This window comes from Microbacterium sp. LTA6 (assembly GCF_045690355.1).
Lineage (GTDB): Bacteria > Actinomycetota > Actinomycetes > Actinomycetales > Microbacteriaceae > Microbacterium.
In genome coordinates this window covers 234,527-249,489 of the sequence record NZ_CP147855.1, presented here as the reverse complement: position 1 = coordinate 249,489, position 14,963 = coordinate 234,527, and the positions used below count along the sequence as shown (strand labels likewise).

12 protein-coding genes are annotated in these 14,963 nt (G+C 67.9%); 7 read left to right on the top strand and 5 right to left on the bottom strand.

Going from position 1 to position 14,963, the window contains the following annotated elements; all coding sequences use genetic code 11:
- Positions 1-42: 42 nt before the first annotated feature.
- From LTA6_RS01170 to LTA6_RS01155, 4 genes are all read left to right on the top strand, one after another.
- Positions 43-165: a hypothetical protein gene (locus tag LTA6_RS01170; RefSeq protein ID WP_407358443.1), complete on the top strand. Its 123-nt coding sequence runs from the start codon at positions 43-45 to the stop codon at positions 163-165.
- On the top strand, positions 162-1,211 hold the full coding sequence (locus LTA6_RS01165) for a dipeptidase (protein ID WP_407358442.1): 1,050 nt from the start codon (positions 162-164) through the stop codon (positions 1,209-1,211). The genes LTA6_RS01170 and LTA6_RS01165 overlap by 4 nt, the downstream gene beginning before the upstream one ends.
- 348 nt (positions 1,212-1,559) lie before the next feature.
- Positions 1,560-3,470 carry an ABC transporter ATP-binding protein gene (locus LTA6_RS01160; protein WP_341975607.1) on the top strand — a complete coding sequence of 637 codons (1,911 nt, stop codon included), beginning with the start codon at positions 1,560-1,562 and terminating at the stop codon, positions 3,468-3,470.
- Complete coding sequence (locus tag LTA6_RS01155; protein WP_341975606.1) at positions 3,467-5,281, top strand: ABC transporter ATP-binding protein; 1,815 nt, start codon at positions 3,467-3,469, stop codon at positions 5,279-5,281. The genes LTA6_RS01160 and LTA6_RS01155 overlap by 4 nt, the downstream gene beginning before the upstream one ends.
- A 58-nt stretch (positions 5,282-5,339) precedes the next feature.
- On the opposite strand, the gene xylB is transcribed toward LTA6_RS01155, so the two are convergent.
- The gene (xylB, locus tag LTA6_RS01150) at positions 5,340-6,632 is read right to left on the bottom strand and encodes a xylulokinase (protein WP_341975605.1); all 1,293 of its coding nucleotides are present in this window, start codon (positions 6,630-6,632) and stop codon (positions 5,340-5,342) included.
- 8 nt (positions 6,633-6,640) lie between these two features.
- Entirely contained in the window at positions 6,641-7,828 is a 1,188-nt protein-coding gene (xylA, locus tag LTA6_RS01145) for a xylose isomerase (protein WP_363545064.1), read from the bottom strand.
- A 170-nt stretch (positions 7,829-7,998) separates the two neighbouring features.
- Here xylA and LTA6_RS01140 point away from each other — a divergent pair, with 170 nt between their 5' ends.
- A complete protein-coding gene (locus LTA6_RS01140) occupies positions 7,999-9,165 on the top strand; it encodes an ROK family protein (RefSeq protein ID WP_407358441.1) in 1,167 nt (388 codons plus the stop codon).
- 9 nt (positions 9,166-9,174) lie between these two features.
- Complete coding sequence (locus LTA6_RS01135; protein ID WP_341975602.1) at positions 9,175-9,978, top strand: hypothetical protein; 804 nt, start codon at positions 9,175-9,177, stop codon at positions 9,976-9,978.
- Between the two features lie 107 nt (positions 9,979-10,085).
- Here LTA6_RS01135 and LTA6_RS01130 read toward each other — a convergent pair whose 3' ends face one another.
- Positions 10,086-10,544, bottom strand: coding sequence for a GNAT family N-acetyltransferase (locus tag LTA6_RS01130; protein WP_341975601.1), 459 nt, complete (start codon positions 10,542-10,544; stop codon positions 10,086-10,088).
- 121 nt (positions 10,545-10,665) lie between these two features.
- On the opposite strand from LTA6_RS01130, the gene LTA6_RS01125 reads away from it, so the two are divergent.
- Positions 10,666-12,885 (top strand): NADP-dependent isocitrate dehydrogenase, encoded by a 2,220-nt coding sequence (locus LTA6_RS01125; RefSeq protein ID WP_407358440.1) that lies wholly within the window; start codon positions 10,666-10,668, stop codon positions 12,883-12,885.
- Positions 12,886-12,976: 91 nt separating this feature from the next.
- On the opposite strand, the gene LTA6_RS01120 is transcribed toward LTA6_RS01125, so the two are convergent.
- Together LTA6_RS01120 and LTA6_RS01115 are read right to left on the bottom strand one after the other, a co-directional pair.
- Positions 12,977-14,452, bottom strand: a complete 1,476-nt coding sequence (locus tag LTA6_RS01120; protein WP_407358439.1) for a L,D-transpeptidase family protein — start codon at positions 14,450-14,452, stop codon at positions 12,977-12,979.
- A 99-nt stretch (positions 14,453-14,551) separates the two neighbouring features.
- Positions 14,552-14,956, bottom strand: a complete 405-nt coding sequence (locus LTA6_RS01115; RefSeq protein WP_341975599.1) for a RidA family protein — start codon at positions 14,954-14,956, stop codon at positions 14,552-14,554.
- Between the last annotated feature and the right edge of the window lie 7 nt (positions 14,957-14,963).

Genomic DNA, 14,963 nt, shown 5'->3' with positions numbered 1-14,963 from the left:
CCCGGCCGTAGGCTCGTCCCGTTCCGAGACCGAGGAGGGCGGATGCAGCAGCTCGAAGACATCGAGGCCTGGATCGGCCGGCGCGTGCCTTTTCTCGGCGATGTCGGAGATGACCGGGCGTTGCACCTGCATACCGGCCGCGCTGATCGGAGAATGGACGTATGACCCTCGACCTGGCCACGGACCTGCATCGCCGCGCGATCGTCGCGGATGCGCACAATGATCTGCTCTGCGCCGTCGCCAGCAGACCGTCGGAGCTGTGGTCGGACTTCTTCCGCGCGCAATGGCTTCCGCAGCTGCAGGAGGGCGGCGTCGATCTGCAGATCCTGCCAGTCTTTATCGACGACGCGTATCGGCCGGAGGGCGCTCTGCGGCGGACTCTGCGGATGATCGAGGCGGCGCACCGTCTCGCCGAGGGCAATGCGGATGCTGTCGGTCTGTGCCTCACGGGCGCCGATATCGACCGGGTGATCGCCGATGGGCGCATCGCGCTCGTTCTGGCTCTGGAGGGCATGCCGGGTATCGCCGATGACGTCGAGATGCTGGAGACGGTCCACCGGCTCGGGGTGCGGGTGGGATCGGTCGCGCACTTCGGCCGAAGCGCCTTCGCTGATGGGAGCGGCGAGGACGCCGCCGGCAGCAGGCTCACTCGATCGGGTATCCGCGCCGTCGCCGAGATGGAGCGGATCGGGATGATCTTCGACGTCAGTCACCTCGGTGCAGGTGGCGTCGACCACGTGCTCGAGCTCGCCACCCGCCCGGTGATGGCGACCCACTCATCCGCCAGGGCGTTGTTCGACCACCACCGAAACCTCACGGACTCGCAGCTCACGGGGATCGCCGCGAGCGGCGGGCTGGTCTGCATCAACTTCTTCGCGCCGTACCTGCACGAGAGCGAGTACGCGATCGACACTCTCGTCGACCACTTCGAACACGTGGTCTCGGTCGCGGGCCTCGAACACATCGGGATGGGCTCCGATTTCGTTCAGGAAGTGATCGACGACACCACGGCGCCCTGCTGCGTGCAGACGACCATCGAAGGCGTACCCGCCGATGAATACCTCCCTGGCCTGGAAGGTCCGGCCGGATTCCCACTGGTGACGGAGGCGCTCCTTCGTCGCGGGTGGGCAGAGGCTGACATTCTTGCGGTGCTCGGCGGTAACCTGCAGCGGTTCCTCCGAACGGAGCTCGGAGCCACCGTCCGCGACTGAGCGACAAACGGGCGATCGCGGCCGCCCCGCCGATGCGGGAAACGGCGCCGATCGCGACCGGAACCGGGAAATTCGGGAATGACTCTTGCGATCAGCTGGTTCCCAGCAATAGGCTGATGGGCTGTCGCACCGACCGGACGACACAGCCGAGCTCTGAGGAGGACACCATGACCACGATCGCCGTCGCGCAGATCGCAGCTCTCGGCTCGACCCCGGTGCGCCTGTTTCCTTAGACCAACTGCCGCGGGTCGCTCCGCGCCTTCTGTGTCGGATGCCCGGCTCTGAGAGCCCGTTCCGCTTCCGGCCCCCTTCAGCAACCGCTTTCCATACGAAACTCGTCTGAGAGACATGTCTTCCTCGCCTTCTTCGCAGAACACTTCGCCTTCGTCCACCCTCTCCACACCCGCCGCACTCTGGCGGCTCAAGCCGTTCGTGAAGCCGGTCATCTGGCGACTCGTCGGCGGTGCCGGCAGCGCACTCGTCGCCGCCGTCATCGCGTTGATGATCCCGCTCGTGCTCGAGCAGATCATCAGCGGTCCCGTCCAGTCCGGTGAGATCGGCGCCATCGCGTGGGGCGCTGTGGCGGTCTTCGCCCTCGCCATCGGAGAAGCGGCCATGATCTGGCTGCGCCGCTGGTTCGTGCTGAACCCGGCGACCGAGGTCGAGTACCGCATGCGGACCGACCTCTACTCTCGGCTGCAGACGCTGCCCGTGTCGTTCCACGACCGCTGGCAGTCAGGGCAGCTGCTCAGCCGCATGATGCAGGACATCGGTCTGATCCGCCGCTGGTTGGCGTTCGGCCTGGTGCTGCTGGTCGTGAACGTGCTCACGATCATCATCGGCGCCGTGCTGCTGTTCCGCTGGCACTGGTTGCTGGGAACGATCTTCCTCGTCACGGCGATTCCGCTCTGGATCCGGGGTTACCTGTTCGAGAAGCGCTACGGCGCGCTCACGCGACGCAGCCAGGACCAGGCCGGCGACCTCGCGACCAGCGTCGAAGAGAGCGTGCACGGCATCCGGGTGCTGAAGGCGTTCGGACGCGGCAAGCACGCGCTCAGTCGCTTCAGCCGTCAGGCCGAGACGCTCCGCGAGACCGAGATGAGCAAGGCCGGGGCCATCGCCTCGATCTGGTTCTGGCTCGACCTGATGCCGCAGATCGCGTTCGGTCTCAGCCTGATGACGGGCATCTGGCTGATCTCGCAGGGCGCCATCGATCTCCCCGAGCTGTTCGCGTTCTTCGCGATGGCGACGGTGCTGCGCTGGCCGATCGAGTCGATCGGCTTCCTGTTCTCGTTCATGCTCGACGCCCGCACGGCAACCGACCGCGTCTTCGACATCTTCTCCGAGACGAACTCGATCACCGACCCGGAGAACCCGGTGCACATCGCGAACCCCCGTGGTGAGCTGGTGTTCGAGAACGCGCACTTCCGGTATCAGGATGCGGGAGCTCACGAGCGCGACCTGCTCGACGGCATCGACCTGGTGCTGCGTCCGGGCGAGACGATGGCGCTCGTCGGCCTCACCGGCAGCGGCAAGACGACGCTGACGACGCTCCCGGCTCGCCTCTACGACGTCACCGGCGGGCGCGTCACGCTCGACGGCGTGGACGTGCGCGACCTGACACTCGCCGAGCTGCGTCAGCACATCGCGATGGCTTTCGAGGATGCGACCTTGTTCTCGGCATCCGTGCGGGAGAACGTGCTGCTCGGCCGGGCCGAGCTCGACGTGCACAGCGAAGAGGCCGAACGCGTGTTGCGCGAGGCGCTGGATGTCGCCCAGGCAGGTTTCGTCGACGCACTCCCTGAGGGCGTGGAGACGATCATCGGCGAGGAGGGGCTCAGCCTCTCCGGCGGACAGCGTCAGCGTCTCGCCCTCGCTCGCGCTGTCGCGGCGAACCCGCGGGTGCTCGTGCTCGACGATCCTCTCTCCGCGCTGGACGTCGACACCGAGGCGCTCGTCGAGGAAGCCCTGCGGCACGTCCTCGCCGAGACAACGGCGCTGGTCGTCGCGCACCGCCCGTCGACGGTGGCGCTCGCCGATCGGGTCGCGCTGCTCGAACGAGGAAAGGTCACCGCGGTCGGCACGCACTCCGAACTGCTGCGGTCCAGTTCCCACTACCGGCACGTGATCTCCAGCCTCGAGGCGGAGGAGGCCGCACGCACCGGTGCCATCCCGATCATCCGAGACGAGGCCGATGCATCCGAAGAGGATGATCTGCCCGAAGAAGAACTGACCATCGAAGAGGAGGTGCAGGCATGAGCTCCGCAATCACCGGAACACAGAACGAGGACCGTTCGAACTACACCCGCGAGGAGAGCAAGGCGATCCGCCAGCGGTCGCTGCGCCTGCTGGGGTCGTTGATCCGGCCGCTGCGACCGCAGGTCGTCCTCGCCGCTGCCGTGCTCGTCATCTCGACGGCGTTGCAGGTGGCAGGTCCGATCCTGATCAGTATCGGACTCGACCAGGCGCTGCCGGCGGTGATCGAGCGTGCGGACTGGATGCCGACCTTCGTCATCGGTTTCGTGTACCTGTTCGCAGGTGCGGCCGCTGCCGTGCTCATCGCCTGGTACGTCATGATCGCTGCCAGGATCACTCAGGCGGTGCTGCTGGATCTGCGCAAGCGCATCTTCCTGCACACGCAGCGATTGAGCCTCGAGTTCCACGAGTCGTACACGTCCGGTCGCATCATCTCGCGGCAGACCAGCGACCTCGATTCGATCCGAGAGCTCCTGGACGGCGGCCTGAACAACCTCGTCTCGGGCGTGCTCTTCGGCGCGTTCACCTTCATCGCCCTCGTCGTCTGGGACTGGCAGTCGGGCGTGATCCTCGCGCTCGCCGGTATCCCGTTGATGATGCTGATGCGCTGGTTCTACTCGCGCTCGCAGCTCGTCTACCGGGAATCCCGTGTGATCAGCGCCAAGGTGATCGTGCAGTTCGTCGAGACGATGACGGGCATCCGCGCCGTGAAGGCGTTCCGCAAGGAGCCCCGCAACGATGTCACCTTCCAGAAGGTCGCCGGCGACTACCGCGACATCAACCGACGTTCGATGCTGCTCTTCGGCACCTTCGAACCGGGGCTGATGGGCGTCGCGGCGCTCACCCTCGGCATGGTCGTGCTCTGGGGTGGCATCCGTGTCTCCACGGGTGCGCTCACCGTCGGAGTGCTGCTGTCGGCTGTGCTGTACGTGCGGAACTTCTTCGCGCCGATGCAGGAGATCGCGATGTTCCTGAACTCCTACCAGTCGGCGACGGCAGCGCTGGAGAAGGTGTCCGGGGTGCTCGACGAGCAGCCGACGGTGCCGGACCCCGAGAAGCCGGTCGACCTGTGGGAATCGCGCGGCGCGATCCGCTTCGAGGACGTCACGTTCGGCTACAACGGCGAGAAGACGATCCTGCCGGACTTCTCGCTCGACATCCCCGCTGGGCAGACGATCGCGCTGGTGGGCACCACGGGCGCGGGCAAGTCGACGCTGGCGAAGCTCATCTCGCGGTTCTACGACCCGACGTTGGGCAGTGTCACCCTCGATGGCGTGGACCTGCGGAAGCTGCATCCGAAGGACCTGCGTCGCGCGATCGTGATGGTCACCCAGGAGGCCTACCTGTTCAGCGGGACGGTCGCCGACAACATCGCACTGGGCAAGCCGGATGCCACGCTCGACGAGATCCGGACGGCCGCGCGCGCGGTCGGTGCGGATGAGTTCATCTCCTCGCTTCCGGATGGGTACAGCACCGACGTGAACAAGCGCGGCGGTCGGGTGTCGGCGGGGCAGCGTCAGCTGATCTCGTTCGCACGCGCCTTCCTCGCCGACCCGGCAGTGCTGATCCTCGACGAGGCGACGGCATCGCTGGACATTCCGTCTGAGCGGTTGATCCAGGATGCGCTGCAGACGCTGCTCGCCGACCGGACGGCGATCATCATCGCGCACCGCCTGTCGACAGTCGCCATCGCCGACCGGGTGTTGGTGATGGAGCACGGGCGGATCATCGAGGACGACACACCTGCGGCTCTCATCGGCGGCACCGGAAAGTTCGCGCAGCTGCACGCGGCGTGGCAGGAGACCCTGGTCTGAAGCCGCACAGACGACAGGCCCGCACGAGGAATCGTGCGGGCCTGTCGTCTATGCCGGGCTAGGCGCGCGCGGTCAGTCGCGCGGCCTGGCGGGCGGCGCCGAGGGCCACGTACTCCGCGATCTCCGGCACCTCGACCGGAAGGCCGAGCACTTCGGGAGCGATCTTTCGCACTGCCTCGGATTGTGCCCCACCCCCGATGAGCAGAGCGCGCTCAAGAGGGATGCCGAGGTCGCGCAGTGCGTCGAGTCCCGCGCCGAGTCCGCGCAGCATCCCCTCCACGGCTGCCCGCGCCAGATTGGGGCGGGTCGTCGATGCCAGGGTCATGCCGGAGAGCGAGGCCGTCGCATCAGGCAGATTCGGGGTGCGCTCGCCCTCGAAGTAGGGCAGCAGGCTGAGCCCGCCCGCCCCCGGTGATGCGCGCAGGGCGAGGTCGCTGAACTCCTCGAGCGACACTCCGAGGAGAGCTGCGGTGGCATCGAGGACTCGGGCCGCGTTCAACGTCGCCACGAGGGGAAGGAATCGCCCGGAGGCATCGGCGAAGCCGGCCACCGTGCCGGTCGGGTCCTCGACGCGCTCCGTGCTGATCGCGAACACCGTCCCCGAGGTCCCGATCGAGACCACGACGTCGCCAGGCCGAGTATCCAGCCCCAGTGCGGCAGCCGCATTGTCGCCGGCGCCGGGACCGACCGGACGACCGTCCGCATCGGCGACGGCGTCATCGGCAGCCAAGACTCGGGGCAGCACGGCATCGTGGCCGAGCGCGGCCACCAGCAGCTCGCGGTCGTACTCGCCCGTCGCCGGGTTCCAGTATCCGGTGCCCGAGGCGTCGGATCGGTCGGTGACGAGCTCGGCCAGCACCGGGTTCGCTGGGCCGAAGCCGCGCAGACGCCACGTCAGCCAGTCGTGCGGAAGCGCGACAGCGGCGACACGCTTCGCGTTGTCGGGCTCGTTGTCACGCAGCCAGCGCAGCTTGGTGATCGTGAACGACGCCACGGGGACGAGGCCCGTTCGCGCGGCCAGCGTCGGCGCGCCGAACTCGGCGATCAGGTCTGCTGCGGCTCCCGCAGAGCGGGTGTCGTTCCACAGCAGGGCATCGCGGATCACGGTGCCGTCGGCATCCAGCACTACCATGCCGTGCTGCTGGCTGCCGATCGACCAGGCCGCGATGTCTTCAAGACCTCCGGCCTCCGCGATCGCCGACTGGAGTGCCGTCCACCACGCCTCGGGGTCGACGGACGTGCCATCGGGGTGGCTGGCCCTGCCGGAGCGCACGACGGCACCCGTCTCGGAATCGACGATGACGACCTTGCAGGACTGGGTCGAGGAGTCGACCCCGAGAACGAGTGCCATCGCCGGACTCAGCGGGCGCCGAGGAGGTGCTCGGTCGCGAGCTGCTGCAGACGGACGAACCCGAACCCCTTGCCTCCGAAGTACGTCGCGGGGTCGAAGTCCTCGTAGGCGGTGCGGTCGGCGAGGAAGTCGTCGTACGACTCTCCGGGGGCGAGTGTGGGCACGGACAGCTCGTCGACACGGGCCGCGGCGAGAGCCTCCTGCACCTCGGGGTCGGCGCGGAATGCGGCCGCACGTTCCTTGAGCAACAGGTACGTGCGCATGTTCGCGGCGGCCGAGTCCCAGACACCCTTCTCGTCTTCGGTGCGCGAAGGCTTGTAGTCGAAGTGACGGGGGCCGTCATAGGCGGGCACACCGCCGGGTCCGCCGTTCTCGAGAAGGTCGACGAGCGAGAAGGCGTTGTGCAGATCTCCGTGGCCGAAGACGAGGTCCTGGTCGTACTTGATGCCCCGCTGGCCGTTGAGGTCGATGTGGAAGAGCTTGCCGTGGAACAGCGCCTGCGCGATGCCCGCGGTGAAGTTGAGCCCAGCCATCTGCTCGTGACCGACTTCGGGGTTCACGCCGACCAGCTCGGGGCGCTCGAGCGAGTCGATGAACGCGATCGCGTGTCCGAGCGTCGGAAGCAGGATGTCGCCTCGAGGCTCGTTCGGCTTCGGCTCGATCGCGAAACGGATGTCGTAGCCTTTGTCGGTGACGTAATCGCCGAGGAGGTTGACGGCCTCACGGTAGCGCTCGAGGGCGGCACGCACGTCCTTGGCGGAGTCGTACTCCGCGCCTTCGCGACCGCCCCACATCACGAAGGTCTTCGCCCCGAGCTCGGCGCCGAGGTCGAGCTGGCGGAAGACCTTGCGCAGGGCGAAGCGGCGCACGTCGCGGTCGTTCGAGGTGAAGCCGCCGTCCTTGAAGACTGGGGCGCTGAACAGGTTGGTGGTCACCATCGGAACGATCAGACCGGTGTCGGCCAGCGCCCCCTTCAAGCGGTCGATCTGGGTCTGCCGCTCGGCATCGGTCGACCCGAAGGCGAACAGGTCGTCATCGTGGAACGTCAGGCCGTAGGCACCGAGTTCGGCGAGCTTCTCGACGGCGTGCACGACGTCGAGCGCCGGTCGGGTCGGGCCGCCGAAGGGATCGGCACCGTTGTAGCCGACGGTCCACAGGCCGAAGGAGAACTTGTCGTCGCGGGTGGGGGTTGTCATGGGATGCTCCAGCGGAAGATGGGATAAGTTGGCAACAACAACTTATGTCACACTTGACTCCTTGTCCAGCCCGTCGCGATCGGGGGTCGAGGATAGGCTGAACGGGCCGGCCGAACAGGCAACCGGTGGGAGGGGCATCCGTGGCAGACGGCGCGAGAAGCGTGGAGGGCGTGCGTCGACGCAACCTCGGTGAGGTGCTGCGACTGGTGCATGAAGGCGGACCGCAGTCGCGCGCGCGGCTCACGGTGGCCACCGGCCTGAACCGCTCCACCATCGCAGATCTCGTCAGCACCCTGGTCGATGCCGGTCTGGCCGTCGAACGCGAACCCGACCCGACACGACGCGCCGGTCGACCCTCACCCGTGGTCGCTGCGAGTGACGACGTCGTGGCGATCGCGGTCAACCCCGAGATCGACGCGATCGAGATGGCGGCCGTCGGCTTGAACGGACTCGTCCGCGTTCGGGCACGCGAAGTCGTCGACCGCCTGATCACCCCCGAGGATACGGCGAGTTCCGTGGCGCGCATTCTCGATGAGTGGCGGAACCGTGAGCTGTCGGGCCTCCGCGTCGTCGGTGTGGGCGTGGCCGTGCCCGGCCTCGTCCGCGCGACCGACGCGGTGGTGCGGTACGCGCCGCACCTCGGCTGGCGGGAAGCATCGATCGGCACCCTGGTTCAGGCGGCGACCGGTCTGCCCGTCGCCGTCGGCAACGACGCGAGTCTCGGGGCCAAGGCGGAGCATCTCTTCGGTGCGGCCGTCGGAAACGACGACGTCGTCTATCTCAACGGCGGGGCGAGCGGCATCGGCGGCGGGCTCATCATCGGCGGTCGACTGGTCGGCGGAGCGGGAGGGTACGCGGGGGAATGGGGGCAGAACAAGGCCGTGATCGCGGATCCGGCCGACCGGCGCAGCCGCGACGGGGTGCTCGAGGACGAGGTATCCAGAGCGCGTCTGCTGGACGTGCTCGGCATCGCGGCCGCCGACGACCTGATCCTCGCGGAAGCGCTGGCTGCGGCGACCGACGACGCCGTGATCGGCGAGCTCTCCCGCCAACGTCGTGTCCTCGCGTCCACTCTCGCCAGCGCCGTCAACGTGCTCAACCCGTCGATGATCGTGCTCGGCGGATTCCTGAGCATGCTCCTGTCGGCGGACGCGGATGCGCTCGACGCGGCGATGCGCGTGCATGCGATGGCCGACCCGGCCGACGACGTGAGGATCCTTCCTGCAGCGCTGGGAGATGACCGATTGCTCATCGGCGCCGCGGAACTCGCGTTCGCGCCGCTGCTGGCGGATCCGCTGGCAGAGCCCGACGTCGAACCCCGTGCGGCTCGTGGGTAGCATCGAGTCATGGATCCTTTGCTGCTGCTCACCCAGTGGTGGTGGATTGCGCCGACAGTCGCCGGAGCGGGAGCCGTCGGCGTGATCGGCTTGCGTCGCCGGGGCGGCTCCGGCGGTCGTCGCCTCGCCTACGATGCCGCGCGCCACGACCTGAAGATCGCAAAGCAGACCGCTGCCGAGGGGCGCTCGGCGGTCAAGGTCGCTCGGGCCGATCTCGCTCACGTCACAGCCCAGCGAGCAGCGCAGCGGGCCACGCCGGAGCAGGTCGCCAGCGCAAAGCGGATGCTGCGAGAGAAGGAGCGCGATGCCAAGACCGCCGCGGCCGAGTTGCGCGCACGGCAGGCCCGGCTCGCTGCCGCACGCGCGGCGATCCCCACGGCATCCGCTCCTCGTCCGCTGGAGCGCCTGCACGCCGCGCACGATGCGGTGACGGCGCGATGGATGCAGTACGAAACCGACACGGCACGGCAGATCGCGTACCCGGCGATGACGGACATCAAGCGGCCGGCGACGGCAGCGTACCTGCGCGCGGCCGGACACGCGAGCGAACTCCGCCGCGGCGCCACCGGAAAGGTCACTCCGACCGCGTTCGCCGCGTATCGGGATGCGGTGGCCGACCTCGAGCGCGCCTTCGACGTGGCTGAACACGCCGCGAAGGTGCAGGCCGGCGAGGCGCCGGCGACGCCCGGTTGGCAGGACGCCGCTCAGGACGTGCTCAGCCGCTCGGCCGAGGCTCTCGACCGTGCGGCCGGTGCTGCGGCGTCCGCCCTCGCTGCCTGGACCGGTCGCGACCGCCCAGGCAAGCAGGACTGACTCCGGTCGATCCGCGCCACTCCGGTCGTGCGGCCATCCATCGCTCGGGCGCGAAGGAAGGCGACGAGGTCTCGGTGGGGGAGGGGATCCGAGACCCCGCCGCCGGTCTAGTTCGCGAGACGGATCTCGGCGATGACCTCGCCGTACTCGGTCTCTCCCACCGGCGTGAAGCCGACGCGGTGGAAGAATGCCTCAGGGCCGCCGTCGCCGGCTTCGTAGATCACGTTGACATGAGCGACGCCGCGCTCGCGGGCCTCTTCGATCAGGCTCTCCACGGCGAAGCGCCCGACGCCACGGCCCTGGTCGTCGGCGTCGACGTTGATGCGCCACAGCACCGAGCGGAAGTGCTCCTCGGGAGCATCCGGGTCGAAGTTCGCACTCACGAAGCCGACGACCTCGTTGCGGTCGAGGACGACGCGCTGCCAGGAGGTCTGCGGGTTGATGACGGTCGCTGCGATCCCGTAGGACACCGGAGCGAGGAACTGCTCCTGTCCGGGCTTGAGCGACAGGTTGTTCACGGCGACGATCGTCGCAGCGGAGAGTTCGACCATGCGCAGTTCGGACATGCTCCCAGGCTAACCCCTACCGACGACGTGCACACGCAAACGCCGCACATTACGAGCGCGACAACGGCTCAGGTATCTTGGTATCGAGACAATTTTGCCCTCGCGAACGGAGAACCACCAGGTGACCGACGACGCCATCATCTACACCTACACCGACGAGGCGCCGGCTCTCGCCACTGCCTCCTTCCTCCCCATCGTCCAGGCCTTCACCGGCCAGGCGGGCATCGAGGTCGAAACCCGTGACATCTCGCTGGGAGGTCGTATCCTCGCGGCGTTCCCGCAGAAGCTGGCGCCAGAGCAGCAGGTCAGCGATGCACTCGCCGAGCTCGGCGGCCTCGCCACGCTCCCCGAGGCGAACATCATCAAGCTGCCGAACATCTCGGCATCCATCCCGCAGCTGAAGGCGGCCATCGCCGAACTCCAGCAGCAGGGATATGACATCCCGAGCTTCCCGGACGAGCCGACGACGCTCGAGGAGAAGGACGTCCGTGCACGCTACGACCGCCTCAAAGGCTCGGCGGTCAACCCGGTGCTGCGCGAGGGCAACAGCGACCGACGCGCGCCGCTCGCCGTGAAGAAGTACGCCAAGAAGCACCCGCACCGCAACAAGCCGTTCGCCGAGGGGTCGAAGACCCGCGTCGCGACCATGGGTCACGACGACTTCAAGTCGAACGAGAAGTCCTGGGTCGCCGCCCACGACGACGTGCTCAGCATCCGTCACATCGCGGCCGACGGCACGGAGACCGTGCTGAAGGAGGGCCTGAAGGTGCTCCCGCGGGAGATCATCGACGCCACCTTCATGTCTGCACGGCACCTCGACGCGTTCCTCGCCGAGACGCTGCAGACGGCGAAAGCCGACGATGTGCTCTACTCGGTGCACCTGAAGGCCACGATGATGAAGGTCAGCGACCCGATCATCTTCGGCCACGTCGTGAAGGCGTTCTTCGCGGATGTGTTCGCACAGTACGGCGACCAGCTCGCCGACGCCGGCCTCAGCGCCAACGACGGCCTCGGGTCGATCCTGGCCGGTCTGGCCGGCGTCGCCAACGGTGCGGAGATCGCGGCCGCGTTCGACAAGGCCCTCGCAGAGGGTCCGCGCCTGTCGTATGTGAACTCCGACAAGGGCACCACCAACCTGCACGTTCCGAGCGACGTGATCGTCGACGCCTCGATGCCGGCGCTGGTGCGCAACGGCGGCAAGCTGTGGGGCGTGGACGGCGGCGAGGGTGACACCCTCGCGGTCATCCCCGACTCCTCGTATGCCGGCGTCTACCAGGCCGTGCTCGACGACGTCATCGCGAACGGCCCGCTGGATCCGGCGACCATCGGCACCGTGCCGAACGTCGGGCTCATGGCGCAGGCCGCAGAAGAGTACGGCAGCCACGACAAGACGTTCGAGATCGCGTCCGCCGGCCGGGTGCAGATCCGCGACGGCGAGGGCACGGTCCTCATCGAGCACGAGGTCGAAGCAGGCGACGTCTGGCGTGCCACGCAGACGAAGCACATCGCCGTGATGGACTGGGTCAAGCTCGCTGTGACGCGCGCCAGGGCGACCGGGGACCCTGCCGTGTTCTGGCTGGATGCCAACCGCTCGCACGATGCGCAGATCATCGCGAAGGTGCACCAGGGCCTGGCGCTGCTCGACACGCACGGCCTCACGCTCACGATCCTCGCTCCCGAGGAGGCCACCCGCTACACGCTCGCGCGTATGCGCCACGGCCTCGACACCATCTCGGTCTCCGGCAACGTGCTGCGTGACTACCTCACCGACCTGTTCCCGATCCTCGAGGTCGGCACGTCGGCGAAGATGCTGAGCATCGTCCCGCTGCTCGCCGGTGGTGGCCTGTTCGAGACCGGTGCAGGCGGATCCGCGCCCAAGCACGTGCAGCAGCTCGTCGAGGAGAACTACCTGCGCTGGGACTCGCTGGGCGAGTTCTTCGCGCTGGCGGCCTCACTCGAGCACTTCGCCGACACGACCGGCAACGAGAAGGCGCGCGTGCTGGCCGAGACGCTGGATGCCGCGACCGGCACCTTCCTCGAGGAAGACCGTTCACCCGGCCGTGCTCTGGGCACGATCGACAACCGCGGCAGCCACTTCTACCTGGGCCTGTACTGGGCGCAGGAACTGGCGGCGCAGACCAAGGATGCCGAACTGGCCGCGGCGTTCGCCCCGGTCGCGGCGGCATTGGCGGCTGACGAGGAGAAGATCGTCGCCGAGCTGATCGCCGTGCAGGGCAAGCCCGTCGAGATCGGCGGCTACTACCGCCCCGACGACGCGCGGGTCACCGCGGTGATGCGCCCGTCGGCGACGCTGAACGGCATCGTCGACGCGATCGCGTAGTCCGAGAACGCAGAAGGGGCCGGATGCTGAAAAGCATCCGGCCCCTTCTGCGTGAGCACTTCGGAGGATCGCCCCCCGCTGTGGTACGCGGTTACCAGTGGACGGCGACGCTGACTCCGACGGGTGCCCAGTCGAAGACGTACTTCGCGACCGACACGGGCATGTTCACGCAACCGTGACTCATCTGGTTGCCGAAGTTGTTGTGCCAATAGGCGCCATGGAAGGCGATGTCCGTCGCGAACCAGGTGTTCCACTGGACATCCTTGGTGACGTAGTCCTCGCCGACCATGTCCTGGATCTCGGTGTGTGCGAACACGGTGAAGTTGCCGGTCGGAGTGGGCGTCGCGTCCAGGCCGGACGAGATCAGCCAGGACTCCACGACCGCGCCGTTCTCGTACAGCGTTGCGCGCTGCGAGCTGAGGTTGACGTCGATGTGCCGGACCAGGTTGGTCGTCTCGAACGGGACCTCGGCGACCTCGAGCTCGAAGACGCCTTCGCCGGCTTCGAGTTGCGCAGCAAAATCGTCTGCCGCATCGGAGGTGTCGCCGAGCGTGCGGCCGTTGACACCGGCCGTCTCCTCGCGCAGCACGTTGCCGTCGGAGTCGACGACCTTCGTGGCGTTCGTCGGCGCACGGTTCACGAGACCTGGGAGGGTGTCGATCGTCGCCTGGATCGTCTGCGGGTCGGCGTCGATGCGCAACTGGCCATCGTCGTCGACGACCGTCAACCAGCTTGCGGCGACGGCAGGCGCGACCGGAACGGTGCGCTCGGCGCCGACGTAGAAGCCGACGGTGCCGAGCATCGTGTTCAGGGTGCCGGCGGTCGTGGTGGCATCGTCGTCCGTGACGGCGGGGAGGGCTTCGGCCGGACCGCCGGGGAACTCCAGGGTCTTGCCGCCGTCGGCGACCGCGTCGGCGATGGCAGCAGTCAGATCGTCGACGTCGATCGCGGTGCCGTCCTCGCCGGGAACGATCACGAATGTTCCGCTCGCGGCGTCGAACACCACACCGGCGTTGACCGGGTCATCGAAGCTCGTCGGAACGGCAGCGCGGAGCGCTCTATCCGCAGTCTCCGGATCGAGGGAGATCTCGGCGGCGACGGGTTCACCCATCCACGCCCCCAGATTCCACATCGGGTGCTCGGCGAACGCCTTGTCGGCCATGGCCGCGGCGTCGATGCTCGCCCCGAGGTCGGCACCGGTCAGAACGGTGTCGTCACCGGCTCCGGTGAGCGTCACTTCGGTGTCGGCGAGGTGCGAGGTGATGGCGTCTGCGGCGGCGCCGGGCGTCAACCAGCCCACGGGAATGCCGGCGACCGTCGTGCCCGGGGCGATCAGGATGGCCGAAGCCGCACCGGCGCCCAGCGCGAGGACGCCGAGCCCGAGGCCGATCCAGAGACCGAGCCGCTTCTTCTTCGGCTTCGGCTCGACGGGTGCCCAGGCGAGCGGCGGCGTGCCGCCCTCCGCAGGCGCGCCATCGATCGGCGCGAGCACCTCGGTCGCAGCGGGAGCCTCATCGTGTGCGTCGGTCGTCGCCTTGGACGCAGAAACCACATCGGTCACGCACATCACCCCCCGGTTCACTAACGTGTCCTAACGCCCTATGATACGGGATCGCAGGTAACGGAAAGATAAAGGTGGGGCGTGCGGCGGCTGCGGCCGTCGCGGTCAGTCGATGACGGCGAGACCGTCGATCTCGACCAGCATCTCCTCGCGCGGGAGTCCCGTCATCACGGTCGTGCGCGACGGGAGCACACCGCTCGGGCAGTGGGCGGTGACGAAGGCTCCGTAAGCCTCGTTCATGATCGGGAAATCCTCACGCGTGGTGAGGTAGACGCGCAGCATCACGACGTCGTCGAACGTGGCACCGGATGCCTCGACGATCGCCTTGACGTTCTCCAGCGTGCGGGTGGTCTGCGCAGCGACGTCGCCGGGGAAGAGGTATTCGTTCGTCACCGGATCGACGGGCCCTTGACCGGAGATCTGCACGATCGGGCCCTTGCGGACGCCCTGCGAGAAGGTGTGCGCGGGAGCAGGGGCGGCGTCGGTGGAAACTCGGATCTTCGCAGTCATGCCGCCA

Excerpts from the sequence above, each read along its gene's own strand:
- LTA6_RS01115 (WP_341975599.1), bottom strand. The coding sequence starts at position 14,956 with ATGACTGCGAAGATCCGAGTTTCCACCGACGCCGCCCCTGCTCCCGCG.
- LTA6_RS01130 (WP_341975601.1), bottom strand. The coding sequence starts at position 10,544 with ATGTCCGAACTGCGCATGGTCGAACTCTCCGCTGCGACGATCGTCGCC.
- LTA6_RS01165 (WP_407358442.1), top strand. The coding sequence starts at position 162 with ATGACCCTCGACCTGGCCACGGACCTGCATCGCCGCGCGATCGTCGCG.
- LTA6_RS01160 (WP_341975607.1), top strand. The coding sequence starts at position 1,560 with ATGTCTTCCTCGCCTTCTTCGCAGAACACTTCGCCTTCGTCCACCCTC.
- xylB (WP_341975605.1), bottom strand. The coding sequence starts at position 6,632 with ATGGCACTCGTTCTCGGGGTCGACTCCTCGACCCAGTCCTGCAAGGTC.
- LTA6_RS01135 (WP_341975602.1), top strand. The coding sequence starts at position 9,175 with ATGGATCCTTTGCTGCTGCTCACCCAGTGGTGGTGGATTGCGCCGACA.
- LTA6_RS01155 (WP_341975606.1), top strand. The coding sequence starts at position 3,467 with ATGAGCTCCGCAATCACCGGAACACAGAACGAGGACCGTTCGAACTAC.
- LTA6_RS01170 (WP_407358443.1), top strand. The coding sequence starts at position 43 with ATGCAGCAGCTCGAAGACATCGAGGCCTGGATCGGCCGGCGCGTGCCT.
- LTA6_RS01120 (WP_407358439.1), bottom strand. The coding sequence starts at position 14,452 with ATGTGCGTGACCGATGTGGTTTCTGCGTCCAAGGCGACGACCGACGCA.
- xylA (WP_363545064.1), bottom strand. The coding sequence starts at position 7,828 with ATGACAACCCCCACCCGCGACGACAAGTTCTCCTTCGGCCTGTGGACC.